The organism is Tangfeifania sp. (assembly GCF_055108615.1).
On record NZ_JBSQIC010000018.1, the window covers coordinates 1 to 24,068 of the forward strand.

Sequence of the window (24,068 nt, forward strand, 5' to 3'; positions counted from 1 at the left end):
TTCGTTTCATAATCAGAAGTTGGCTTCAAAATTACCCAAAAAAATTTGCATCCCGAATAATCTGCCAATTAAGTTCTGTGAGAACAGGTCCGGTTAAAATAACACTCGCATATATTATGACATTAATTCGTTCTCTTTTTTTGGACTTCAAACGAATAAAATATTATATTTGCACCCGCAAAATAAATGGTGGATGTAGTTCAGTTGGTTAGAACGCTGGATTGTGGTTCCAGAGGTCGTGGGTTCAAATCCCATCTTCCACCCCAAAATTTAAAAGCAGTTTGAAAGTTCAGGCTGCTTTTTTTGTGCCCAATTATTATTTCGATTTGTAAAACTGCCACGAGGTAACGTAATTTTTCATGAATACGAACCACCACACAAAAAAATTATTGCTCCGGGGTGAGAAGTCAGGGTCTTTTTCGGTTCCGGGAAAACGGTGGTGCTGTTAGTGTTTTTTACGTAAAACATTGTACGATAAAAATGCAAAAAGTTTGGTTGACAGATGTCCGATAAAATTGTTCAGTCTTCTGTTTTTTGCCACTGTGCCGTGCATGGAATCGTGATCTGTAATAAAAAGCCCGGTATATAAATAGGCCTGAATTAAAATGTGAAGGTAAAACCAGGGCGACTACAAATCGGGCTCCACCATGAAAAGGGAATAGAGCAAATGCCCCAGCCAGACTATTAAAACTACTATTGCGACAAAAACACCCATAACACTCTTTTTTTACAGGTGCAATATAATGCAATTCCTTAAAAATTAAGAATATCCTTCAAATTTTTATACCCGTTTTTACTCACTTTCAGTTTTGTTTTGTCGTGCAGAATAACAATGTACGATTCCTTTTCGTACTGCTGAATTTCGTTGATTTCATCTACCTTAACAATATAGGAGCGGTGGATGCGGATAAAATTTTTGGGGTCGAGCGCGCTTTCGAAATACTTCATGGTTTGTTGTTTCATGTGGCGCCCGTTTTGGGTGTAAATCATTACATAATCGTCCATCGACTCAATATACCGCACATCGCTTGCAGGAATGATGTTGATTTTATGGCGGTCCTTTACCACAATACGGTCGAGGTACTCCCCTTTCGGGTATTCGCTCACTTTTTCGGCAACATCGGAAACACTGCCTTCGTTTTCAATCCGCTCCGCCACCTTCCCAATGGCTTCGTTCAGGCGTTCCCTGGAATAAGGTTTCAGCAGGTAATCGGCTGCATTGTATTCAAACGCCTTAATGGCATATTGGTCGTAAGCAGTGGCAAAAATAATGTGCGGTTTATGGTCGAGTAACTCCAGCATTTCAAAACCGGTAATTTTGGGCATCTGAATATCCAGGAAAACCAGGTCCGGTTTCAGTTCGTTGATCATTTTCACCCCTTCGAAACCGTTTTCACATTCAGCTACAACTTCAATGTTTTCAATATCTTTCAGGAATGATTTCAACAGGTTGCGGGCCAGTTCTTCGTCTTCAACAATAATGGTTTTCAGTTTTTCCAGCATGGTTAATTTTTTTGTGGTATTGCCAAAGTTACCTTAAAATCTGTTTTGTTGTCTTCCACTTTCATTAAAAGCGGATTGTTGTAAATAATTTGCAAGCGGTCGCGAATGTTGCGCAATCCTATTCCTTCGCCCCGTTTACTAAGCGCTTCCGGGTCGTAATTATTTTGAATGACCACCTCGAGCATATTATCTTTCATTTTGCAACGCGTAACAATATCAATCGGTTCGGTTGCCTCGTAAACACCATATTTAATGGCATTTTCGTAAAGGGGCTGCAAAATCATGTTGGGGATTTCGGCATCGAGGCACGCTTCATCCACCTCAAAAACCGGGTTGAGCTTTTTACCAAACCTTACTTTTTCAATCTGCATATAAAGTTTGTTGTTCTTCAGCTCCTCGCGAAAAGGCACCTTTTCAACCTGATCGTGTTTCAGTGAATAGCGCATCAGGTTCGACAGGTTGATCACCATTTCCTGGGCTTTCACCGGGTCGGCCATGGTTAAAGATGAAATGCTGTTGAGGCTGTTGAACAAAAAGTGCGGGTTGATTTGCGATTTCAGGGCATGCAATTCAGCCTCTTTTACCAATCCTTTCAGTTTTCCTTCGTTGCGTAGTTTTTCTTTAAAACCCTCGTAATAATTAACGGCGTAAAAAAACACCACATAAATAATGTATAAAGTATATCCCATAAAAATATTTATAGGAATGCGATTTTCGATATAAACTGATGATTGAGGATGGAGCAGTTTAATGAAAACAACACCGATGTAGAGGCAAACCAGGACAATAATAGTAGCTGCAATAAAATGTGAAAGAATTACCCGGGGCACACTGTTGTTTTCGAGGGTTGAAAATTTAATCACATACCAGATTGAGGTGCCAACAATGGCAAACAAAAACGGGAGTGCGAAAAATTCTAAGGCAGCAGTTCCGGGGTCAACATTGAATGAATACCACTTTAAAAGAACCGTAGCGATTCCGGTTGCAATCCAAAACAGCAAATAATAAATTACCAACCGGGGTTTTGATAAAAAAGGATGTTTAAAGTTCATAACTGGTTTCTAAAATCATAAATGCAGTGAAGGCGAATTTACTGATATTTCACTTCTACGCCGCCAAAAGCACAAAATCCTTTTATTACCAATGTTTTTGAGTTGTCGGTTATCACATCGTGGGCAGTCATTCCCCGCTTGTCATCAAAAGCACCAAAAATAGCAGTAACTTCATTTTTCACCGACCAGTCCGGCGGAACCTTAAACCCGCTACCGCCAAAAACGCAAACAGATTCAATTACTGCTCCGTTTTCAGATAATCTCGTCTGGCGCAGATCGTATTCGGCCCCGCCAAAGATGGAGGTTATTTTTCCGCCCAAAAAGTTATTGGAATTCACAAAAACTTCCCTGCCACCAAAAATCACAAAGTCATCGAAATAATCAACAGAACACTTATTTCCATTCGCATTTTCCGGTACTCCTCTCCCCTTTCGGTAGGTAAGCAGAAGCGCAACTCCAATTCCAATAATCAACAAAGGCCAGCCAATACGACGCAATTCTTCGGGAATAAAAACTATATCGGGGATCATAAAAAAACCTCCAATAACAATCAGGATAGTACCAGATGTTCGGTTTCCACCAATCATTGAAAATACACCAATCCCAATTAGCAGCATTTTCCATGAAATAAGGACATCGTTCCAGGTATCAGGAATAATATCCAGTTTCACCAAAATCCAGAACACGCCCAGGGCTATTAAAAACAACCCAAACAAAATCCTCTTATTCGATACAGTCTCGTTTTTCATCTCTTCTTATTCAAAGCGTTTCTTTTTCCATGTTACATTCTCCGGTTAATTTTAAACCAAATATATAAATGAAAAAATGGAAACCGACTTAACATTCGGTTAACACAGGAAATGAATCGGTAAAAAGTTTATATCACGTGTAATTTAAGAAAATTTTATTTGAATTGTATTTATTTGTTTTTCTGCATTTTGGCCCACGAATCGCGCAGTGGCACCGTCCGGTTAAACACAGGTTTGCCGGGCGCGTAGTCGTAATCAGCATTAAAATACCCTACACGTTCAAACTGGAAATGGTCCAGTGGTTTGGCATCTTTCACAAACGGCTCGATATAACATTCCGGCAAAACCTTCAACGAATCCGGGTTCAGAAACTCTTTAAAATCCACATCTCTATGGCCGCTGGGGTCTTCATCGTTAAACAGCCTGTCGTACAATCTCACTTCGGCTTTAACCGCATGTTTTGCCGACACCCAGTGCAGTGTGGCTTTCACTTTCCGGCCATCGGGTGAATTTCCTCCGCGCGATGCAGGATCGTAAGTACAGCGCAGTTCGGTAATTTCTCCATTTTCGTCCTTCACCACCTCGTTACAGGTAATAAAATAGGCATAGCGCAAGCGCACTTCGCGGCCGGGTGCCAAACGGAAAAACTTGCGCGGCGGGTCTTCCATGAAGTCGGCACGCTCAATGTACAGTTCTTTTGAAAACGGAACTTTACGGGTTCCCATGCTCTCTTCTTCCGGGTTATTTATGGCATCCAGTTCTTCCTCCTGATCGTCGGGGTAGTTGGTAATCACCACTTTCAACGGATCCAAAACGCCCATAACACGTTGAACGGTTTTGTTCAGGTGCTCCCGAACGCTGTATTCCAGCAGCGACACATCAATCATCCCGTCCACTTTTGTTACGCCAATCCTGTCGGAAAAGTTCCGAATCGACTCAGGCGTATAACCCCTGCGGCGAAGTCCGGTAATTGTAGGCATCCGGGGATCGTCCCAGCCGTTAACATAGCCTTCTTTCACGAGTTCGAGCAGCCGGCGTTTACTCATAATGGTATAGGTCAGGTTCAACCGGGCAAACTCAATCTGGCGCGGGCGGTAATCGCCTTCCTGCAACTGATCGATAAACCAGTTGTAAAGCGGGCGGTGTACTTCAAATTCAAGCGTACAAATGGAATGCGTAACTCCTTCCCAGTAATCGCTCTGCCCGTGGGCAAAATCGTACATGGGGTAAATGCACCATTTATCGCCTGTGCGGTGGTGCGGGGCTTTCATAATCCGGTAAATAATGGGGTCGCGCATGTGCATGTTGGGCGAGGCCATATCAATTTTTGCCCGCAAAACATGGGAGCCTTCATCAAACTCGCCGGCAGCCATTTTTTTAAACAATTCCAGGTTTTCTCCGGGTGTCCGGTTCCGGCACGGGCTTTCGTAACCGGGCCGTGTGGGCGTTCCTTTCTGGGTGCTGATGGTCTCAGCATCCTGATCATCAACATAAGCTTTGCCCTCATTCACAAGCTGAATGGCAAAATCATACAATTTATCGAAGTAATCGGAGGCAAAAAACAGCCGGTCTTCCCAGTCGAATCCCAGCCAGCGAACATCTTTTTTGATTGAATCGACGTATTCCATTTCCTCTTTGGTAGGATTGGTATCGTCGAACCGAAGATTGCATTTGCCGCCAAATTTCTCAGCAATTCCAAAATTAAGGCAAATCGACTTTGCATGCCCGATGTGCAGATAGCCATTGGGCTCCGGGGGAAAACGGGTGTGCACCCTGCCCTTGTTTTTTCCCTGCTCTAAATCTTCTTCAATCTGTAAATGAATAAAGTTCGATTTTTTCGCCGGTTCGTTGTTCTCGTTATTTGCCATATTGCTACTATTTAAACGCTTGTTATCAATGACCGCAAAATTAAGAAAAGGTTTTTCAGAACAATTAACGGGCTGGTAATTTCTTCGCTTTAATCACTTATTCTTAATTTCACCGAAAAAAGAATGGGATTGATTGAAATTGAAGGAATGCACTTTTTTGCCTTCCACGGTCATTTTGAAGCAGAGCGCGTAGTTGGAAATGATTTCCTGGTAGATGTTTCATTAAAAACCGATTGCACAGCCGCTGCCAAATCAGACAACCTGGATGATGCACTGAATTACCAGGCGGTTTACGACCTCATAAAAATGGAGATGAAAATAAAATCGCACCTCCTCGAAAACGTGGCCGGGCGCATCCTCGATGCATTATACAATGAATTCCCGGTTATTAAAAACGCTAAAGTAAAAGTCTCGAAACTGAATCCCCCCATGGGTGGCCAGATTGAAAAGGCCAGCGTTACTTTATCCCGCTAAATATAAAATTGCATTTCAACCTCAGATGTTGAATAACAACTTTTTTACCTGATAAAAATCTGACTTTCTCTTATGGAACTTTCTTATTTTTGAGTCGAATTTTTAAACCAAAGCCATGTTTACATCATTCAACAAGTTAAACGAAGGTGGATGTGCAGACACCCCAAAAGCCAGCCGGAAAAACGAACTGCACGAAGGCCCGAACCCGAAAGTTGCTGAACGCGGCAACCAGTTGCACCGATGGGCCAACGGGAAAATTTTGTCGCATAAAAATTCCCCGCCGGGAACAACTTCGATAACAAAAATTATTGGTCCTGCCCGCCGGCATAAAATGCTGAACAATAGGTATTCATCCGGCCTCTCTAACCCGGATTATTCACAAATAATATATTTTGAGGAGCTATGAGTTTTGGTTAATTTTTATTTCACGCAGAATTCCAAAATAAAAGAATCGCTAAAATCACAAAGAAAAAACAAATGAATGAGAATGATATGGCTTGGTCACCTATTTGAAATTATCAGGAATAAAACCGGGACTGCTAATAAATTTCAACTCAAAAATGTTAAAGGATAACATTTACGGGGTGGTCAATAATCTTTAAACTTAGCGCTTTTTGCGCATTTGATTTTGCGTGTCTTTGCGTGGAAGATTTTACCGGCACTTCAAAATAATAATTAGCCATCCGGAAAAATTGTTTAAGGGGAAGGTATGGTTGTAAAAGCATTTTTCTTAAATTTGCAGTCCCATTTTAGAAATGGTTTCCTGGCCGAGTGGCTGGTCCCGAGTATTCGGGAAAAACCGCGTAAGGCTTCGGGGAATTGAAATAAACAAAATATGGTCTCTTGGCCGAGTGGCTAGGCAGCGGTCTGCAAAACCGCGTACGGCGGTTCGAATCCGCCAGAGACCTCAACATCCGGCAACAGTTTTTACAAACAGTTGCCGGTTTTTTTTCAAAGTGACCCTTGAAATGAGCATCACTTAAATAAAAAAAAGCTCCGGCGTTAACCGAAGCTTTTTAATTTTTGGTGACTCAGCTGGGTCTCGAACCCAGGACCCCATCCTTAAAAGGGATGTGCTCTACCAACTGAGCTACTGAGTCATCCTTTTGGTGTCCTTTGTTTGTCAAAGGCGGGTGCAAAAGTAATATTTATTTTTTTTCATACAAACCGAGCTGGTAATTTTTCCTAAAAAAATTGGTGTTACTTAACTGTATTGTCCAGGGGCATGCCCAGTCTTTCGTATAAGTTTCTGCGGGCAGCTTTATCTTTTTCAAGGATTTTTTGCGCGTGTTGTGCAACTTCTTTTGCTACTTTCCGCGGTACAACCACCACACCGTCGCCATCGGCAACTACTACATCACCCGGGCAAACCAGCACACCGCCAATATCAACCGGGCGGTTTACTGATTCCAGTTCATTCCGGCCGGGACGTATGCCGCGGCCTTTTTTACGCAGGTAAAGCGGAACTTTTTGCAGGGCAATTTCGTCGGTGTCGCGCGAGCTGGCATCGGTAACAACACCCACAGCCCCCAGCGATACCCAGTACAGGATATTGTTGGACCCGATTGAACCAATATCCCTGTCCTCCACGTCATCGAGGACAACCACGGAACCCTCCTTGATTACTTCAGCGAAGGCTTCGGTTGACCAGGTGCTGTAAAAGTTTCCTTCCCAGGCGGCAAAATCCTCATTCGGTTCCGGCCTGTCGGGACGTTGCGTGGGAACATAGCGGGCAGTAACGGCAATACCACGGATAACGTGCGACATGTTTTCGGTATCTACCCAATCGGGATGTATTTCATGACTTACCAGCCCGGTGTTGGGCAGGCCAACCATGTCCATCCCGTCGGAAACATCGGCCACGCGCAAATCCTCGTAAAGCTTCAGGATTTCGTTGTTTTCTTCCTGCGAGTAAGTTTGTGTTTCAATTAAATTCACACCTTTTTCAAGTTGCTCTTTTGATTGCCCAAATGTTGAAATACAGGCAAACAAAAATACCGCGAGTAAAAAATAGTTTTGTTTCTTCATGATTTAAAATAATTTAGATGAATTTTGAAATATACTGATTTAATTTTATTCGTTCTGATAAGGTAAAGATGAATGGTGCAGGTTTATTTTTAATGCCCCGTTTTTTGACCGGAAAAAGCCGAGGGTGAATTCAACTTTTGTTTCGGTTCCCTGGTAGTTAGTGAAAAAATAGTTGCCCATTGCAACGGCTTGTTTTTCATTTAAGATAAACCCGGCATTTTTGAAACGTACTTTTTGCCAGGGTTCAAGCGCAAAGCCTTTGTCTTCCGGGAAATCTGGATTTTGACCGATGAAATAGGAGACGGCACTTTCCCGGGTTAACCGGAATTGCTGCCTGCTGGCTTTTGTGGGATTAAACAGCACCGGACCTTCGTGGTAACCATAAAGTTCATCAACCAGCAGCCGGGCAGTTTTTTCGTAATCCTTTTTTTCACGATAATCCACTCCGAGTTTCACAATTTGGTTGCCCCATCTGTTTTGGGCTTCGAGTATTTCTTCCTGTTTAATCATGAAAATAAAATTTCATACATTCAAAATACTAATTCACTGGTTAATATCCAAATATTGTTTTTTGCCATCTGTTAGTTGAGTTGTAGCTCCATTAGTTTTTTTACCTGGTCAACGGTCATTTTTTTGGCAATAATTTTTTTGTTTTTATCTAAAATATAGAGTCCGGGTGTTTTTCGTGCATCGTATAATATTTTAAAGCGCGAAACATGATGCTCGTCCCACACATTTATCCAGTCGAACAATGCATGTTTGGTCAAAAAATCGCCCCATTCCTTCTTATTATCCATGCTGTAAATGGCAAAAACTTCCAGTCCTTTGTCCCTGAATGGTTTGTAAACTTCTTCGTACAGTTTGGGCACAAAAACTTTGCAATGTGAGCAGCCCGGTTCGTAAATCACCACGAGGGTATATTTTGCATCAATTTCGTGTAGGTTGCGGAATTCGCCCTCGTATGTTTCGAGGGTAAGGTCGGGAGCGGTTTTGCCAATGAGGTTATTTTCTGTAAAAAGCACGTTCTCCCTGATCTTTTCCATCGATTCTTCTGTAGCCCAAAATGCCTGTCCCGAAAAATAATATTTGCGGGCAATGTCCACAAACAGGGCATCCATTCCCATAATGTTGCTGTTGATGCTGCTGTTCAGAAAAAACGAGGTGGCAAACTGAAAAATACGTTTGTGCGGCTTCACTTCTTCAATAAAGTTGACAACATACGGTTTAATCGAATCGTAGTGTTGAAAGAGTACTTTGGTAAACCATGTTTCCAGCTTGTTTTTAAAGAAAGGAGTATATAAAAAACGTTCGTCGGTGTAATCGAAATTATCCCAGAAGTGTTCGCGTTGGTAGTAATAGCGGGCATTTGTAAGCAGTGAATCGTTGTTTTGAACTTCGGGCGGCAGTGTGGAAACATCGAGCGCAGGCACATGATTGGCTTTCACAAATTTGGCCAAAAACCAGTCGGGGTGCCCGGTTTCAATTTGCTCCCATTTTTCATGAAGTTGATTTGTCAGTTCCGCTAATTCTTCCTGAAGTTTTTCTTTTTCGTTGCCTGTTGCTGATTTGATTTGTTCCCGGACGGCTGTCCCTTTTTGCTGAAGGTTTTGAAGGAAAACCACATAATCGGCAAATGCACCGGTTTCTTTAGCGCCTTCGATCTCCATGGTGTGCGAAGAAAATGAGTTATTGGAAAGGGTGAATTGCTGATCGGCGCCCAGGAGAAAATCGAAATGATTATCCTGGTCCTGGTAAATTTTATACAATCCCTGCGGAAGCAAAGTGTCGGTGCTGAATGTTCCCCAGCCGTCACTGTTCATCTGGATGGTATCAACCGAATAAATGTTCCCCAGGTAATAATTGGCCAGTAAAATTTTTTTGCCGGCTGCGGGTTTCAGCTTAATCTCAATTTGTGTTTGCTGGCCCCAAACAGCCATCGAAAATAGTGAGAGAAGTAACACGAATGTGTTTTTCATTACAGGCGGATTTTAAAATTTCACTGCAAAATATTTCATCAAAAATAAAGTTTTATCTGAAAAGTTGCGATTGTAACCTGTATTTTCGGAATGAATCGGTAAATTCAGCCGCACCTAAAATTTTTTCAATGCTGTCAGTAAACATCCCGGTATATAACATCGATGCACGTCCTTTGGTTTTGCAACTGTCGGAGCAGGCAAAAAAGCTGGATTGCCCTGTTGAAATCAGGGTTTACGATGATGGATCGGAAGAGCGGATCAAAAAAATTAACCGGGAAGTGAGCAAAATTCCGCAAGTTGTTTATGTTGAAATGAATGAAAACTTCGGGCGCGCTGCCATCCGCAATAAAATGGGGCACGATTCCGGATACAAATACCTGTTATTTATCGATGCCGATTCAGCAATTATTTCGGAAAAATACCTGGAAAATTATCTCGGGAATGTACAGAATGCCGATGTGTTGTGCGGGGGAACGGCCTACCCACCAAATCCGCCCGAAAACCGGGATAAAATGCTTCGCTGGCTTTACGGGACAAAACGGGAAGCTATATCGGCAACACAACGAAATGAAAAAAAGGGATTTATTATAACCTCCAATAATTTTTTAATTAAAAAACAACTTTTCACGGAGGTGCATTTCAGGGAGAATATTGGGCGCTACGGGCATGAAGACACGTTGTTGGGATACGATTTGTACCGGCACGGCGTTTTACCTGTGCATATTCAAAATCCGGTGGAGCATACCGGTTTGGAAGATGCGCGTACATTTCTGACAAAAACGAAAACCGCGCTCGAAAATCTCCGTTTTATTACCCATGAAATATTGAATGAAGCCCCGGAATTTATTCAGCAGGTGCATTTTCTCAGCAAGTACAAAAGAATTACAAAGTTGATTCCTGCGTTTGTGTTTCGTATTTTCTATTCAGCTTTTCACGGAGCTGTGGAGAAAAATTTAACCGGTAAAAACCCTCGTCTGTTCTGGTTCGATTTGTACAAGCTTTGTTTTTATTCCACAAACAAAAACCGCGAGCCTTAATTCTACTTTGACAAAAAAGTTAAATCTGTCAAAGTTGACCCGCGACTAAAAAATTTACAATTTATTTCTTATTGTTCAGTCCAGTTTTATTTGTCCGTAGCGGCTTTTTACAACTACTGTTCCGCCATTGCCAGTCCCAACTTTTCCTTCAATTGTGCGGGTTTGATTTTCGTTCATCCGGTTGCCGGTAAAATCGTCTTCAGGATATGAAATGCCGCAGTATTCGCAAGTGGCATCAACCGAATAGGTGGCATCACCGAGCCCCAGTGAAACCTGCCCGTAGCTGTTGGTAATTGAAATGGAATCGAAATTTTTGGACACTCTGTTCACCCTGATTCCGCCGTAGCCTGCATCAATGTTCAGCCGCTGCAAAAGCTCGTCGATTTTTATGTGGGTATATTTTGTTTCGCCCGAAAAACTGCCAATTTCTTCAAAGTTGAAAGTATCATATTTTGATGCTGTTTCAACCGTGCTGGCTTTTCCCAGGTTGATGACTGTATATTTTGAGTTCAACAGCAGATCATCGGTTTCTCCCAGGTTCATGGTGGAGTATTTTACTTCCACATCCAAATCGTTTGAAAGGCTGATGTCGGCTTTTCCATAGGCAAGTGAAACATCCATTGTTCCGTTGGCCGGTGTGTTCAGTTCATTGGCAGTGAAGTTTCCGTACTGAATATCGAACGTTCCGTTGGCGTTAAGCACATTTACCATGGTATTTCCATATTTGTTGGAGATATCGAGGTTTTTGTCGGTAGGAATGTTTACCAGGTAGTCGATACTGAAATCCCTGCGGCTTTTAAAATCACTGTCAATACGGGTTTCAGCCGAAACAGTGTTTCCGCTTTTCGAAAAAATGACGTTAATCTGATCGAGCAGTTCATCAGCCCGCGATTCGTTGGGCGCATCTACGGTAATTACCACGCCGATGGTAACATTGTTTCCGCCCTGGTTGGTTACCTTCACTTCGCCAAATTTGTTGTTAATTTTCAGCGTTTCAACACTGCGGGCAGGCCACGATTCGTTGTACTCTTTTGTTTTTTCTTCGGCTAAGGCTGAAGTCCCGGCGGTTAAAAAACCTGCAAGGAATAATACGGTTATAATTCTAAATTTCAGTTTCATCTCATTATATTTTTAATTTTTAATGTATTCGATGCAACTCGCATAAATTATATTTCCTCTGTTTTAGAAGAATTTATTTTGCTCGTTTCATGACTTTCGTTTTTTTGTTTCACTTCTTCTAATTTATCCACAATCATATTTATAAGGCTGAGTTTTGTCTGGTAATACTCGAGCATGGCATTTATTACCCGTTCGTCGTTAGGGTTGGCAGCCAAATCGTTCTGGAGTTTTTGGTAAACGGTTTCGAATTCAGCCAGCTCGGTATCCATCATTTGTTGCTCTTCTTCGGTAATGAGCCCTTCTGCAGCCATTTTTTCCCACTGGTTCAGTCCGCTGTTTATGGCGTTGGTATAATAAAATTCTACCTCTTCATATTCGTCAGAAACCGATGCAAGGCTTACCTGCTCACGGGCAGTGGCCTGCATTGATTGTTCTTTTTCGGGCGAAAACCAAATGATTCCCTGGTTAACGGCCAGGAAAACAAATATGACTGCAGCGGCAACTTTCCACACAACGTTCATCGAGAAGGTGCTTTTTTTGTGCTGCTTTTCCAGTTTCTCCTCAAACCGTTCGAAATGTCCTTCGGGAGGTTCGTTGTCGTTCAACTCCTTCAGATTTTTCAAAATCAGTTCTTCTATGTAATCTTTTTTATTCATAATTAATTTTATACAGTGTATCCAATTTTTTTTGCTGTTTCCGGTTCAATGACGAAAGCTTTTTGCGAATGTTGCATCCGGCATAAAATTATTTCTGTTTTTTCAGAAATTTATTACAGAACGAGTGAAGCAGGTTCATAACGGCCTCACCCTGGTAGTTGATACGTTCGAAAAAACGGGAGTAAATGTTAGTATTTTTGTTAAATCCAATTTCTGAATGATCTTGTTTGATTTTTGAATTGAGCGCGTAGAAACTTTTTCGAATGTGTGCAGTTCCTAAATTTTCGGGACCGGCGGGTTCAACCAAAACAAAGGGAATCTGCATTTTAAAAGCTTCTTAGAGTGAATTGTAATACTGAACAAGCTCGGCCATCCGTTCGGGTTTATTGGGCTTTACTTTATTCTTTTTAATGAATGATCGTACTTCTTTTTTATGATTTGGAAATACTTCTTCCAAATCTTTTTTACGCGAAATCATAACAGCGGGTTCTTTGCCAACCCGAATGTAATAATCGTCTGATTTACGAATAAATTTCGGAGGTTCGGCCTCCTGGTAGGCTGCAGGTTCTTTGGCATCTTCAAAAAGCACCTGCGGACGTGCCAGCAAAACAGCCCGATCACCCGATTCTAATTCCCTGAAAAAACTGCGGCGAATTTTTCGCGATAACGTATATGGTGCATAAACCATTTTATAATCGCCGAATTCAACTTTCTCAACTGTTTCGGGAGCTGCCAGTGCCTGCACCGGACCATCGCCGGCTTTAAATTCAATTTGTTCGTTAAAAATATTGTACCGCAGAGGAACGTCAACATATTTGGTTTGCGAAGTGGTATAAATGGTACCTTCAATAAATTCATCGTTTAAATAGGGAGAACCTTCAATGTCGTTTTCAGTGAGCATGGTTTTCAACTCACCTCTTGCAATTTTTGTTGAGTTGTAAAAATCGATAGCTTGCCTCGTTTCGTATTGTGCCTGTGACTGAAAAGCGAAACCAAGCAAAATGGAAAACAACAGAAACCAGGTGAATCGTATCATATTTATAAGCATTAATTTGCTGTGTTTAAAAATGCGAATAAATTATTGATTTTGAAAAAAAAGGTGAAATGAATAATATTGATACAGTGAAAAATAAGTTAATAAACTGAATTTCAAATCTGAATGACAAGAGCGTGTTGGAACAAATTGACGCCTTCAGAATAAATCAAAAATCAGGATTCAATCAACTTTCCGTTGAAAATCAAAATGCAATAGATGAAGGCTTGGCGCAATTGAACGAAGGAAAATACTCCACCTATTCCGAAGCAAGAAAACGCATAAACTCCAAGCTTAAAAAAATGATTTAGCTTTCGGGGAAACAAAATGAATCCCAACACATTAAATATTTAGGTCGAAAATTTACACCAGCCCTGAAAATCCCATAAAAGCCATGGCCAGGATTCCTGCAGCAATCAAAGAAATCGGTGTTCCTTTCAGGCCTTTGGGAACATTTTGCAGGTCGAGGTGTTCCCGGATACCTGCAAAAAGAATCAGTGCCAGTCCAAATCCAATGGCATTGGCAATGGCAAAAATTACGCCTTCAACCAGGTTAAAATCTTTTTGAATGGTAAGAATAGCCACACCTAAAATGGCACAGTTGGTTGTAATCAGCGGGAGAAAAATCCCCAGTGCCTGGTACAATGCCGGGCTCACTTTTTTGAGGATAATCTCAACCAACTGAACCAGCGAGGCAATCACCAGAATGAAAGCGATGGTTTGCAGGAATGCCAGTCCGAAGGCATCGAGGATATAATTCTGAATGAGGTAGGTAACAATAGTTGCCAGCACCATTACAAAAGCCACTGCGCCGGTCATGCCAATCGCAGTTGACAGCCTTTTGGAAACCCCCAGAAACGGGCAGATTCCCAAAAATTGCATCAATACAATGTTGTTTACAAAAATGGCCCCGATTACAATAACAAGATAATTCATAATTTATCCTCCTAATCTTTTTTAATGCGGTTGATGATTGCGATTAAATACCCCAAAACAATAAAAGCACCCGGCGCAAGCACGAAAAGCAGTGTGACGTAGTTTTCCGGGTATATTGTAATACTGAATAGCTTTCCGCTTCCCAGCAGTTCCCTGATTCCACCCAGCAGAACCAGTGCGAAACTAAATCCGAACCCAATTCCGAAACCATCTACCACCGACGAAACCAGGTTGTTTTTTGAAGCAAATGCCTCGGCGCGCCCCAAAACAATACAGTTTACAACAATAAGAGGAATGAACAGCCCCAGGCTTTTAAAAAGTGATGGAAGATAGGCCTCCATTATCAACTCGACAATTGTTACAAAAGTGGCTATGATGACTATGAAACTTGGGATTCGTACTTTCTCGGGGATTTGCTTTTTTATGATGGATACCACCATGTTCGACATCACCAGCACAAATGTGGTGGCCAATCCCATTCCGAGTCCGTTAATTGCCGATGAGGTAACCCCAAGAGTGGGGCACATACCCAGCAACAATACAAAAACCGGGTTTTCCTTGATAAATCCTTTGGTGAAATTTTTCCACTGATTCATAACCTGTATTTTATTGTCCGGACGAACCGGTATTTTCAACTACATTATTTTTATATGCATCGTAAGCGCGGTTAAGCGCCTCCAGAAAAGCCCGCGAAGTAATCGTGGATGCTGTAATGGCATCGATATCGCCGCCGTCTTTCGAAACCTCGAACCGGTACGATTCAGGGTTTTTCCCAATTACACTTTGTTCCGGTTTTTCAGTACTACGGAACCATTCATTCATTTTTGAGCCCAGTCCCGGGGTTTCGGCATGTTCAAGTACCTCGTATCCTGAGAAATTTCCCGATTGGTCAATTCCTGCCATAATGGAAATATAACCGTTGAAGCCGTTGTTGGTGAATGTTTTAACGGCATAACCAACCAGTTCGTCCCCTTTGTATGCCGGGAAAATTTCAATGGTGTCTTCACTGTTTTCGGCTGCAATTTTATAGGTTTCACCCAGTTCTTCGAAATCGGGCAATACTTTTTCAATCGCTTCGCTCTGGGCTTTCAGTTTTGCCATTTCAATGGCATCTTTCGTCATGTCGTAAACAAAACCGAGCGCAGCAGCGGCAAAAAAGGTAACCATGAAAAGCGTGATTACCATATTTTTAAAAGATGATTCACGATTTGCCATATCTATTTTCCTCCAAATCGTTTAGGTTTCACATAATTGTTAATAAGCGGCGTAAAGGCATTCATAATAAGAATGGCAAACGAAATTCCCTCGGGGTAGGCACCAAACAAACGGATGCTGATGGTAATGGCACCAATTCCCACTCCGTAAATTATTTGTCCGCGTGGCGTCATGGGAGAAGTAACCATATCGGTAGCCATAAAAATTGCCCCCAGCATAAGCCCCCCGGTTAAAAGATGGTAAACGGGATTGATGTAACTTTGCGGGTCGGCCAGCCAGAATATACCTGCAATTATCGCAACCGAGCCGATAACAGAAACCGGGATGTGCCAGGTGATGACTTTTTTGAACAACAGATACAACCCGCCCAGTATGAGCATTAAAGCTGAAATTTCTCCCAGCGAACCTGCCGTGTTTCCGAGCAGCATGTCTGAAGCAGAAGGCATATCCTGCAGGAGTTGCGATACCGGTGTTCCGCTTGTGATTCCTTCTTTTATAAGGGCAAGTGGCGTAGCTGATGAAACCGCATCAACTGTGGCTTGCCGGGTAACTGGCCAGGTGGTCATTTGCACCGGGAACGAAATCAACAGGAAAACCCTGCCAACCAGTGCCGGGTTGAAAATGTTGTTTCCAAGTCCGCCAAACGATAATTTTCCGATACCCATGGCTGCAACTGCGCCAATAACAATAATCCACCAGGGGAGCCCGGCAGGAACGTTAAAAGCCAGCAAAATACCTGTTATCAGTGCCGATCCGTCGTTAATTGACGGCTTCACTTTCATCAGGTATTTCTGAATGATATATTCAACTGCAATGCAGGCAATTACTGCTATTGCCGTAACACGAAGGGCATCGGGCCCAAAAACAAATACCGACCATATAAGGGCGGGAATCAGGGCAAATACAACCCTGTACATTATTTTCCGCGTGGAATCGTCGGAGTGAATGTGCGGAGAAGGTGATACTGTTAATAAATTGCTCATTCTCGGTTTAAAGTTTATTTTTTTCGTGAACGAATGATTTGTCCTACTTTCCCTTTTCCAAAACGAATAAAATCGAGAAGCGGCAGGTTCGAGGGACACGTGTAGCTGCATGAGCCGCACTCGATGCAATCCATAATCCGGTTTTCTTCTGCGCGGTCAAAAACCTGTTTTTCAGAAACCACCTTCAGAAAATAAGGCTCCAGCCCCATGGGGCAAACGCTGACGCATCGCGAACACCGAATGCAGGTTATTGGTTCGTTTCGTTTTGCTTCCTGGTTTTTCATTAAAAGAATTCCGGAAGTTCCTTTTGTGACAGGAACTTTGAGCGAAGAAACCGCACGCCCCATCATTGGGCCCCCGCTGATAACCTTGCCGGTGTCTTCGGGCAGGCCTCCGGCAGCTTCTATCAGTTCGGAAGTCGGGGTGCCAATCCTTACTTTAAAATTGGAAGGTTTGGCCACGTTTTTTCCGGTAACCGTGACTACCCGCTCAAAAAGCGGTTTGTTTTTCTGAACGGCTTCATATACTGCGAAGGCAGTGCCCACGTTGCTTACCACTGCACCTACTGCAATGGGCAATGCTCCCGAGGGAACTTCTTTTCCGGTAACTGCTTTTATTAACTGTTTTTCACCACCCTGCGGATATTTAACTTTTAATGCAGTTACAGAAATTCCTTCAAATGTTTTAGATTTTTCGGTAAGGAACTGAATGGCATCAGGCTTGTTGTTTTCAATGCCTATAACTGCCTTTTCAACTTTCAGTGCTTTCATTAACAGGCGGGTACCGGTTAAAATTTCATCGGCCTTTTCAAGCATCAGCCGGTGATCGGAAGTAAGATAAGGTTCGCATTCCACACCGTTGATTAGCAGCACCTCGGCTTTCATTCCTTTGGGCGGAACCAGTTTTACATGCGTTGGAAAAGTAGCCCCTCCCAATCCTACAATTCCGGCTTCCCGGATTTTATCGATAATGGACTGGCCGTCTAAATCAAAATCTTTTACCAATTCTTCAGAGCGGTCAATTTCATCTATCCATTCATCGCCGTCAACATCAATAAAAATGCCTTGCTTGGGATATCCCGAACTGTCGGCCGCGAAATCTACTCTCTTCACTTTTCCCGAGACCGAAGCGTGAATATTTGCGGAAACAAAACTGCTGCTTTTGGCAATTAATTGTCCTGTTTTCACTTCGTCGCCGCGCTTAACCACGGGCGTTGCAGGCGCTCCGATGTGTTGTGCAACCGGAATAAAAACTGATTTCGGAGGAGGCAAAACCTCTATGGCATTGCCTGCTGAAAGTTTATTTTCGGGTGGATGCACCCCGCCAAGTTTGAACGTTTTTAACATTCTGGTAGTTATTTTGCTGTACTCACTTCTTTTTCTTCTTTCTTCACTCTCCGCGGAGGGAAATTTTCTTCGATGATGGAGTTGGTTGGGCAAACCGGAACGCATTTGCGACACAATTTGCATTTGTCTGAATCGATAAATGCCAGGTTATTTTCAATGGTAATGGCATCGAACGGACACACTTTTTCACATTTTACACAACCAATGCATGCTACACTGCAGGCTTTACGGGCCACGCCACCTTTGTCCTGGTTTCGGCAGGAAACCACCACTTTGCGGTCTTTAGGGTATCGTTTCCGCAGCTCGATTAAATCTTTGGGACAGGCATCCACGCAAGCGCCACAGGCTACACACTTGTCATCAATAATGCGGGGAACACCCAGTTCGGGACGCAGTTCAATAGCATCGAAATCGCAGGCATCGTAGCAATCGCCGTATCCCAGGCAGCCCCACTGGCAGTCGGTTTCACCGCTGTAAACTGAAGATGCAATGGCACAAGTGGTTGCACCGTCAAACTGGTTGGTTTTGGGGCGGTGGTCACAGGTTCCGTTACAACGGATATAGGCGGTGCGCGCGTCTTTTTTAACAGCTTCGAGGCCTAAAATTTCAGCCACTTTGTTCATGGTTTCGTTTCCACCAACAGGGCAGTGTAAATCGGACAGGTCACCTTCTTTTACACAAGCTTCGGCAAAAGCCCGGCATCCGGCGTAACCGCAGCCGCCACAGTTTGCAGCGGGCAGTGCTTCTTCCACCTCGTCAATCCGCGGGTCTTCATATACATTAAATTTTTGGGCTACAAAAAAAAGGATAACCGCAGCGGAGGTGCCTATTGCACTTAGGGTAGCTATTGTATATATAACAGTAATACTCATAAGTTAACTGATTTCTTCCACTTCGAATTTGAAAACTTTTTTTAATATATGACGAAAAAAATATAATGTTGTATAGTATGGAATCAGAATGCCAAGTGCCAGCAAACCGGAAAAAACTTCGTTGCCGGTTATTGAAGAAGCTGTTATGAGTGTTACAAGAACCAACAGAAAAGGCAGTAGGTAACCGTAAAACAAAGCTTTGAACCCCTGCACTTCTTTTAAAATAACAGTTACTTCCTGGCCGGGGTAGTAGCTGTGTCCGTCAGGAGTAATTTCAACTTCTTTTTCCTGAACATCGGCAATTGTACAAGCCCCCTTAGCATGGCAGGTTGAACAAGCCGACTGGTTTATAATTGACACCACCAGCGATGAGGAGGTTGCCTCTTTAACCAATGCCTTATGTTTGATAATTGCTTTCGTAATTCAATTATTTTGCTATTTACAGTTTGCAAATTTATAGTTTTAATTAAACCCGGACATGCCAAAATTCAGTTTTTTCTTCAAAATTGTAATTTAGAAAAGTTCTAATTTATTTCTCCCCTTCAGAAGTCAAACCTGCCTCTTCTTCTCTTATGGACTCCACATCCCAGGCGCAGTCGGCATCGTGAATTGAAAATTTTCTTTCAGCCATCAGGGTTTCCGAGAGCTGTTCCGAGAACCTGCGGGTTTCCTGTATAAACCGGTTTTTGTCCTCCAGCCAGTGTTCGTAGAGATTCATGAAAACTTCTTCTTCATGGTGTTTAAAGAAACGTGCAGAACGGTACGCTTCGTAACGGTTAAACCCAAGATGCTCGAGGGCTTTGACCCCCAGTTCCAGTCCGGAGTTAAAAACTTCGCGCTGCACGGTTTTTACATTGAGCTTCACAAATTCGAAAGCATGGAAAATATCTTTTGCGCGGGCCAGTATTCTTACATTGGGATATTTTTCGCGTATGTAATTGGCCACTTTAAGTGAATTGTCGTATTCTGCCATACTTAAAATCATGAGGCGGGCTTTTGCAATACCGGCTTTTTCGAGTACCTGCGGGCGGGTAACATCACCATAATACAGTTTAAACCCGAACTTGCGCAAAACTTCCACATTTGCCGGGTTGCTGTCGATAATAGTAACATTAAAATTATTGGCCAGCAACAGGCGCCCCACAACTAAACCAAACCGGCCGAATCCGGCAATTATAATCGGGTTGTCTTCAGGTTCAACTTCTTCGTAATCCAGTTTATTATGCCAGCGCTCCAGAATAGGGCTCACCACTTTTTCGTTTAAAACAATGAGCAGTGGTGAAAATGCCATTGAAAGTGCAACCACTAATAAAAGTTGACCGGCAGTTTTTTCTTCAAAAAGCTGACTTTGTTGCGAAAATGATACCAGTACAAATGCGAATTCGCTGGATTGTGCCAAAAGAAAGGCGAATAAAAATTCATATCCTTTTTTTAACCTGAAAAACCGGCCAAGTACTAATAAAACCAGGAACTTAATAACGATGAGCAGTATCACCAGCCCCAGGATTTTAAACGGATCTTCAATAAAAAGCATGAAATTAATGCTGGCCCCAACCGAAATAAAGAATAATCCTAACAGAAGTCCTTTAAACGGATCGATGGTTGTTTCCAGTTCATGCCGGTATTCACTGTCGGCCAGTACCACGCCTGCAATGAAAGTGCCGAGGGCAGGGGAGAGTCCGATTGCATTCATGGCCAGAGCAATGCCAATTACCAGCAGCAGGGCCATGGCGGTGAATATTTCATGTAAATTGGTTTCGGCAATGTAGCGGAAAATGTATTTTGCCACAAACCGGCCAAGGAAAATAATTGCCCCAATAGCTCCAATAATTATGAGTAACTGCACCCACCCCGGAAGCGATGCGACTCCGGTAAGTTGTCCAACCTGCGATTCCTGCAAGCGGGCAGGCCCGTTAAAACTGGCCAGCAAAGGGATAACTGCCAGAAAAGGGACAACGGAAATATCCTGAAAAAGCAAAACTGAAAAGGCAGATCGACCTGCGGTATTTCGGAGCAATCCTTTTTCGGTAAGGGTTTGCAGCACAATTGCTGTGGACGATAAGGCTAAAATTAATCCGATGCCAATTGCTTTGTTCCATTCAAAGTTGAAAAATGAGGCGACAACACTGATAACTATTGTTGTTAATAAAACCTGTAACCCGCCCAGGCCAAATATCGATCGCCGCATTTTCCATAGCAGTGCGGGTTCCAGTTCAAGGCCAATCAGGAAAAGCATCAGTACCACACCAAATTCTGCAAAATGCATTATTTCACCAGCTTCCTGTCCTACAAGTCCCAGAACGAAAGGCCCGATGATAACGCCGGCCAGTAAATAGCCCAAAACGGAAACCATTCCCATTTTTTTTGCCAGCGGAACGGATACCACTGCGGCCAAAAGGTATATTAATGCCTGAAAGAAAAAATCTTCGTTGTACATTTTAATCGATTAAGTTATTAAAATACTCTGCCTTTTCCAGTTCAGTTTTCGATAATTTATTGTCGCGCAATAATAACAGAACCTTTCTGTAATTAAGGGCATGTTCCTCAATTTCATCGTTTTTAATGGTATGCGAACCATGTACAATATATGGCGGCAGGTAGTTCATCCGGCATAAGTTGGCCGATTGTCTGAAAGGCACAAGAAACTGGTTTAAAGTATAATGATTGCGCCCTTCGGATGAATAAACCGCCTTGCTTCCCCCGGTTGAAATTACCGACAAAACACTTTTCCCCTCCAGTTCACGCCCGTGCATTCCATAAGCAAAGCCATGTTCGAGTACAAGGTCCATCCACTCTTTTAAAAGGGCCGGGGCATTATACCAGTAAAAAGGATGGTGAAATACAATAATATCGTGTTGAGTCAGTAGGCGCTGCTCTCTTTTCACATCGATAAAAAAATCGGGGTAGTTTTCATATAAATCGTTAAAAGTTATGCCATCCAGATTTTTAACTGCGTTAATCAGTTTTTTATTTATGCGCGATTTCTGAAATGCGGGGTGTGCAAATAGTATAAGTATTTTCTTCATAGTTGTGAGCTCCTTCTCCCGGATATATAAACTTGTTGGGATAAATTACAGTAACGGTTTTGTAAAATGCTCAAATTTACATTTTTTCAAAAGAATATCTTCTTAATTCTGCCAAAGTAGAATTAATAAACTTTTGAAAAACTCATTCATATAAAACTCTTCGATCCAATTTTTCTTTCCAACTCATTCGAAGAATCCGGCAAATAATTTCAACAAGCAATCTTTTCATTTAAAGATGTTTAACGCTGGAATGATTCTAAACTTACTTTTTTATTTGCAAATGCCGTTGCTTACCGTTAAATTTGAGGTGTAAAAAACAGAGAGTTCTTTGACTGAGACAAGATATTATCCGCATTGATTCAACTTTTGGTAAACTCAACAGAATATTTTAAACCGAGTTAGCTCAGCGGTTGTAAAAACAGGCCTTGTAGTCCCGAGCAATCGGGATGAGTCGAAAGACCGGTGGAAGTTTGAACAACCAGGCGCTCAAATCCTGTCATACAGGGGTTTTACGCAAACGGAATCGATGCGGATTTTTTTTGGTAATTCACTTTAACTTTTTTCAAATAAACTGTTTGGGCATCTTTTTAAAAAATGATTTACTCAGGAAGGAACTTTTTTGTGATCAGGAAAAGCAGGAGCAAACCGCTCATAAGCAGCGATATTCGTGCAATATAATCACCATATTTTACGTAGAATGTAATCTCATCACTGTAGTTGAGAGTGCCTTTTATGGCATCTTCAGTCCACCATTCGGTTGTTTGGAGTAAATCGCCACGCTGGTTTATAAAGGCTGAAATACCTGTATTCGCCGAACGGGCAATGCTTCGGCGCGATTCGATAGCCCTGAGCCGGGCAAACGAAAGGTGTTGTTTGTAACCGGGTGTATTCCGCCACCAGCCGTCGTTGGTAATAATTACAATTATCCCGGCACCTTTTTTTACATATTTTGTAAGGTATTCTCCAAAAACCGATTCGTAACAGATAACCGGTGCCACTTCCAAATTATTTTTCAATTTAAAATTTGTTGGTTCTTCCTGCCGCCCCAGGCTGCCGGTTGTTCCGCCCAAATCGAAAACCAAATCGCTTAAAAAGCCGAGGTATTTCATAAACGGCATTTTTTCAACACCAACCACCAGTATTGATTTGTGGTAGGTTTGCTCTTGTCCGTTTTTGCCTATAAAAACAGCTGAGTTGAATACGTCGTAAATCATTCCGTTCCTGTGCCTGGCCGTGGAAGTCGCACTTTCGGCATCAGGGTAAACCTGGCTGGTTGATGCCCCGAATATTAGTTCCGTTTCCGGAAATTTTCGTAACCATTGTTGTAATTGCCTGAATTGATAATTGTAGGCAATTTGGTCTTCGTTCCAGTCAGGGTAACGCTCAAAAAGCGTTTCGGGGCCGATGACCAGGTCGGTTTGATCATCGGTTTGAGAGCTGGCAAGGCGAATGAATTTTTTCAGCTTTTCATTTTCAGCCTCCTGGTCGTAACGCTCGGAGTACGGATCAATATTGGGCTGAACAACAACTATTTCCAGCGGGTTTTCTGTTTCAGTATAAGAATTGTATGCGGAAACAGAAATGATAACAGGTACCACCAGGAACAAAACGAGGCCGGAAAGCGGATAAACTATCTTCCATGCTGAAGCTTTGTTGACCACCAGTTTCAGAACGTTGAACAGTAAAATATTCATGAGTAAAACCCAGAGTGTTCCTCCTAAAACTCCTGTATATTCGTACCATTGCACCATTTTAATGGTGTTGGCAAAGCCGTTTCCTAAATTCAACCAGGGCCATTCAATATCCCAGTGAAAATGAAAATACTCGAAAGAAATCCAGAAAACGATGAGGGTCAGGTAAGCTAAGTTTGGTTTAAAACGCCGGAAGGCAACATGGGCCAGCCACCACACTACCGACATTAAAAATGAGTTGGCCACGATGGCCAGAATTGCCCCGGCCAGTGTGGCATAAGCAATCCACCAGGTTGTTATCCCGTTCCAAATCACGAAAGCAATCAGGGCATGTCCCCAGAAAGACACACTGCGGTATGTGTTTCTGTTTTCAATAAAAAACTGATTGAGAACCAGCAGCGGAATGAATGCAAAAAACAAGGTCCATCCGGGAAACCCCAGCCATGCGAGGCTAAGCAATATACCTGAGGAGGCGGAAAGCCCCAGTCGAAAAATTCGTGACAT

26 protein-coding genes and 3 tRNA genes are annotated in these 24,068 nt (G+C 42.6%); 7 read left to right on the forward strand and 22 right to left on the reverse strand.

Annotated features, from left to right (window positions below; translation table 11 throughout):
* Positions 1 to 189: 189 nt before the first annotated feature.
* Positions 190 to 266, forward strand: a tRNA-His gene (locus tag ACTCNA_RS05870).
* A 487-nt stretch (positions 267 to 753) separates the two neighbouring features.
* Here the strand turns inward: ACTCNA_RS05870 and ACTCNA_RS05875 are convergent.
* From ACTCNA_RS05875 to ACTCNA_RS05890, 4 genes are all read right to left on the reverse strand, one after another.
* Positions 754 to 1,503 carry a LytR/AlgR family response regulator transcription factor gene (locus ACTCNA_RS05875; protein ID WP_462946969.1) on the reverse strand — a complete coding sequence of 250 codons (750 nt, stop codon included), beginning with the start codon at positions 1,501 to 1,503 and terminating at the stop codon, positions 754 to 756.
* 2 nt (positions 1,504 to 1,505) lie between these two features.
* Positions 1,506 to 2,555 (reverse strand): sensor histidine kinase, encoded by a 1,050-nt coding sequence (locus tag ACTCNA_RS05880; protein WP_462946970.1) that lies wholly within the window; start codon positions 2,553 to 2,555, stop codon positions 1,506 to 1,508.
* A gap of 38 nt (positions 2,556 to 2,593) precedes the next feature.
* The gene (locus ACTCNA_RS05885) at positions 2,594 to 3,304 is read right to left on the reverse strand and encodes a LiaF transmembrane domain-containing protein (protein WP_462946971.1); all 711 of its coding nucleotides are present in this window, start codon (positions 3,302 to 3,304) and stop codon (positions 2,594 to 2,596) included.
* Positions 3,305 to 3,474: 170 nt separating this feature from the next.
* Positions 3,475 to 5,172, reverse strand: coding sequence for a glutamine--tRNA ligase/YqeY domain fusion protein (locus ACTCNA_RS05890; RefSeq protein ID WP_462946972.1), 1,698 nt, complete (start codon positions 5,170 to 5,172; stop codon positions 3,475 to 3,477).
* A 123-nt stretch (positions 5,173 to 5,295) separates the two neighbouring features.
* Here ACTCNA_RS05890 and folB point away from each other — a divergent pair, with 123 nt between their 5' ends.
* The 4 genes from folB (at position 5,296) to ACTCNA_RS05910 (ending at position 6,554) form a co-directional block, all read left to right on the forward strand.
* Positions 5,296 to 5,646 (forward strand): dihydroneopterin aldolase, encoded by a 351-nt coding sequence (folB, locus tag ACTCNA_RS05895; protein WP_462946973.1) that lies wholly within the window; start codon positions 5,296 to 5,298, stop codon positions 5,644 to 5,646.
* A gap of 115 nt (positions 5,647 to 5,761) precedes the next feature.
* The gene (locus ACTCNA_RS05900) at positions 5,762 to 6,052 is read left to right on the forward strand and encodes a hypothetical protein (RefSeq protein WP_462946974.1); all 291 of its coding nucleotides are present in this window, start codon (positions 5,762 to 5,764) and stop codon (positions 6,050 to 6,052) included.
* A gap of 91 nt (positions 6,053 to 6,143) precedes the next feature.
* Positions 6,144 to 6,248, forward strand: a complete 105-nt coding sequence (locus tag ACTCNA_RS05905) for a hypothetical protein (RefSeq protein ID WP_462946975.1) — start codon at positions 6,144 to 6,146, stop codon at positions 6,246 to 6,248.
* Between the two features lie 235 nt (positions 6,249 to 6,483).
* Positions 6,484 to 6,554 (forward strand) — tRNA-Cys (locus ACTCNA_RS05910).
* Positions 6,555 to 6,670: 116 nt separating this feature from the next.
* Here the strand turns inward: ACTCNA_RS05910 and ACTCNA_RS05915 are convergent.
* From ACTCNA_RS05915 to ACTCNA_RS05930, 4 genes are all read right to left on the reverse strand, one after another.
* Positions 6,671 to 6,746 (reverse strand) — tRNA-Lys (locus tag ACTCNA_RS05915).
* A gap of 100 nt (positions 6,747 to 6,846) precedes the next feature.
* Positions 6,847 to 7,674 (reverse strand): RraA family protein, encoded by an 828-nt coding sequence (locus tag ACTCNA_RS05920; RefSeq protein WP_462946976.1) that lies wholly within the window; start codon positions 7,672 to 7,674, stop codon positions 6,847 to 6,849.
* Between the two features lie 45 nt (positions 7,675 to 7,719).
* Positions 7,720 to 8,184 carry a hypothetical protein gene (locus ACTCNA_RS05925; RefSeq protein WP_462946977.1) on the reverse strand — a complete coding sequence of 155 codons (465 nt, stop codon included), beginning with the start codon at positions 8,182 to 8,184 and terminating at the stop codon, positions 7,720 to 7,722.
* A 71-nt stretch (positions 8,185 to 8,255) separates the two neighbouring features.
* Positions 8,256 to 9,650: a redoxin domain-containing protein gene (locus tag ACTCNA_RS05930; RefSeq protein ID WP_462946978.1), complete on the reverse strand. Its 1,395-nt coding sequence runs from the start codon at positions 9,648 to 9,650 to the stop codon at positions 8,256 to 8,258.
* Between the two features lie 128 nt (positions 9,651 to 9,778).
* On the opposite strand from ACTCNA_RS05930, the gene ACTCNA_RS05935 reads away from it, so the two are divergent.
* Complete coding sequence (locus tag ACTCNA_RS05935; protein WP_462946979.1) at positions 9,779 to 10,687, forward strand: glycosyltransferase family 2 protein; 909 nt, start codon at positions 9,779 to 9,781, stop codon at positions 10,685 to 10,687.
* 75 nt (positions 10,688 to 10,762) lie between these two features.
* On the opposite strand, the gene ACTCNA_RS05940 is transcribed toward ACTCNA_RS05935, so the two are convergent.
* From ACTCNA_RS05940 to ACTCNA_RS05955, 4 genes are all read right to left on the reverse strand, one after another.
* Positions 10,763 to 11,806 carry a hypothetical protein gene (locus tag ACTCNA_RS05940; protein WP_462946980.1) on the reverse strand — a complete coding sequence of 348 codons (1,044 nt, stop codon included), beginning with the start codon at positions 11,804 to 11,806 and terminating at the stop codon, positions 10,763 to 10,765.
* 47 nt (positions 11,807 to 11,853) lie between these two features.
* Positions 11,854 to 12,462 carry a hypothetical protein gene (locus ACTCNA_RS05945; protein ID WP_462946981.1) on the reverse strand — a complete coding sequence of 203 codons (609 nt, stop codon included), beginning with the start codon at positions 12,460 to 12,462 and terminating at the stop codon, positions 11,854 to 11,856.
* 88 nt (positions 12,463 to 12,550) lie between these two features.
* Positions 12,551 to 12,787, reverse strand: coding sequence for a hypothetical protein (locus tag ACTCNA_RS05950; protein WP_462946982.1), 237 nt, complete (start codon positions 12,785 to 12,787; stop codon positions 12,551 to 12,553).
* 12 nt (positions 12,788 to 12,799) lie between these two features.
* Entirely contained in the window at positions 12,800 to 13,498 is a 699-nt protein-coding gene (locus tag ACTCNA_RS05955; RefSeq protein ID WP_462946983.1) for a hypothetical protein, read from the reverse strand.
* A gap of 134 nt (positions 13,499 to 13,632) precedes the next feature.
* Here ACTCNA_RS05955 and ACTCNA_RS05960 point away from each other — a divergent pair, with 134 nt between their 5' ends.
* Positions 13,633 to 13,806 (forward strand): hypothetical protein, encoded by a 174-nt coding sequence (locus ACTCNA_RS05960; RefSeq protein ID WP_462946984.1) that lies wholly within the window; start codon positions 13,633 to 13,635, stop codon positions 13,804 to 13,806.
* A 52-nt stretch (positions 13,807 to 13,858) separates the two neighbouring features.
* Here the strand turns inward: ACTCNA_RS05960 and rsxA are convergent, their stop codons facing one another.
* The 10 genes from rsxA to lnt all read right to left on the reverse strand — a co-directional run bounded on the left by rsxA (position 13,859) and on the right by lnt (position 24,068).
* Positions 13,859 to 14,431, reverse strand: a complete 573-nt coding sequence (gene rsxA, locus ACTCNA_RS05965; RefSeq protein WP_462946985.1) for an electron transport complex subunit RsxA — start codon at positions 14,429 to 14,431, stop codon at positions 13,859 to 13,861.
* Positions 14,432 to 14,442: 11 nt separating this feature from the next.
* Positions 14,443 to 15,027, reverse strand: coding sequence for an RnfABCDGE type electron transport complex subunit E (locus tag ACTCNA_RS05970; RefSeq protein WP_462946986.1), 585 nt, complete (start codon positions 15,025 to 15,027; stop codon positions 14,443 to 14,445).
* Between the two features lie 10 nt (positions 15,028 to 15,037).
* Complete coding sequence (locus tag ACTCNA_RS05975; protein WP_462946987.1) at positions 15,038 to 15,616, reverse strand: RnfABCDGE type electron transport complex subunit G; 579 nt, start codon at positions 15,614 to 15,616, stop codon at positions 15,038 to 15,040.
* A gap of 32 nt (positions 15,617 to 15,648) precedes the next feature.
* Positions 15,649 to 16,629 (reverse strand): RnfABCDGE type electron transport complex subunit D, encoded by a 981-nt coding sequence (locus ACTCNA_RS05980; RefSeq protein WP_462946988.1) that lies wholly within the window; start codon positions 16,627 to 16,629, stop codon positions 15,649 to 15,651.
* Positions 16,630 to 16,643: 14 nt separating this feature from the next.
* Positions 16,644 to 17,975, reverse strand: coding sequence for an electron transport complex subunit RsxC (rsxC, locus tag ACTCNA_RS05985; protein ID WP_462946989.1), 1,332 nt, complete (start codon positions 17,973 to 17,975; stop codon positions 16,644 to 16,646).
* 8 nt (positions 17,976 to 17,983) lie between these two features.
* Entirely contained in the window at positions 17,984 to 18,847 is an 864-nt protein-coding gene (locus tag ACTCNA_RS05990) for a Fe-S cluster domain-containing protein (RefSeq protein WP_462946990.1), read from the reverse strand.
* Between the two features lie 3 nt (positions 18,848 to 18,850).
* A complete protein-coding gene (locus ACTCNA_RS05995; protein WP_462946991.1) occupies positions 18,851 to 19,240 on the reverse strand; it encodes a SoxR reducing system RseC family protein in 390 nt (129 codons plus the stop codon).
* Between the two features lie 136 nt (positions 19,241 to 19,376).
* Positions 19,377 to 21,284 (reverse strand): monovalent cation:proton antiporter-2 (CPA2) family protein, encoded by a 1,908-nt coding sequence (locus tag ACTCNA_RS06000; protein ID WP_462946992.1) that lies wholly within the window; start codon positions 21,282 to 21,284, stop codon positions 19,377 to 19,379.
* A 1-nt stretch (position 21,285) separates the two neighbouring features.
* Entirely contained in the window at positions 21,286 to 21,873 is a 588-nt protein-coding gene (gene kefF, locus ACTCNA_RS06005) for a glutathione-regulated potassium-efflux system oxidoreductase KefF (RefSeq protein WP_462946993.1), read from the reverse strand.
* Positions 21,874 to 22,472: 599 nt separating this feature from the next.
* Entirely contained in the window at positions 22,473 to 24,068 is a 1,596-nt protein-coding gene (gene lnt, locus ACTCNA_RS06010) for an apolipoprotein N-acyltransferase (RefSeq protein ID WP_462946994.1), read from the reverse strand.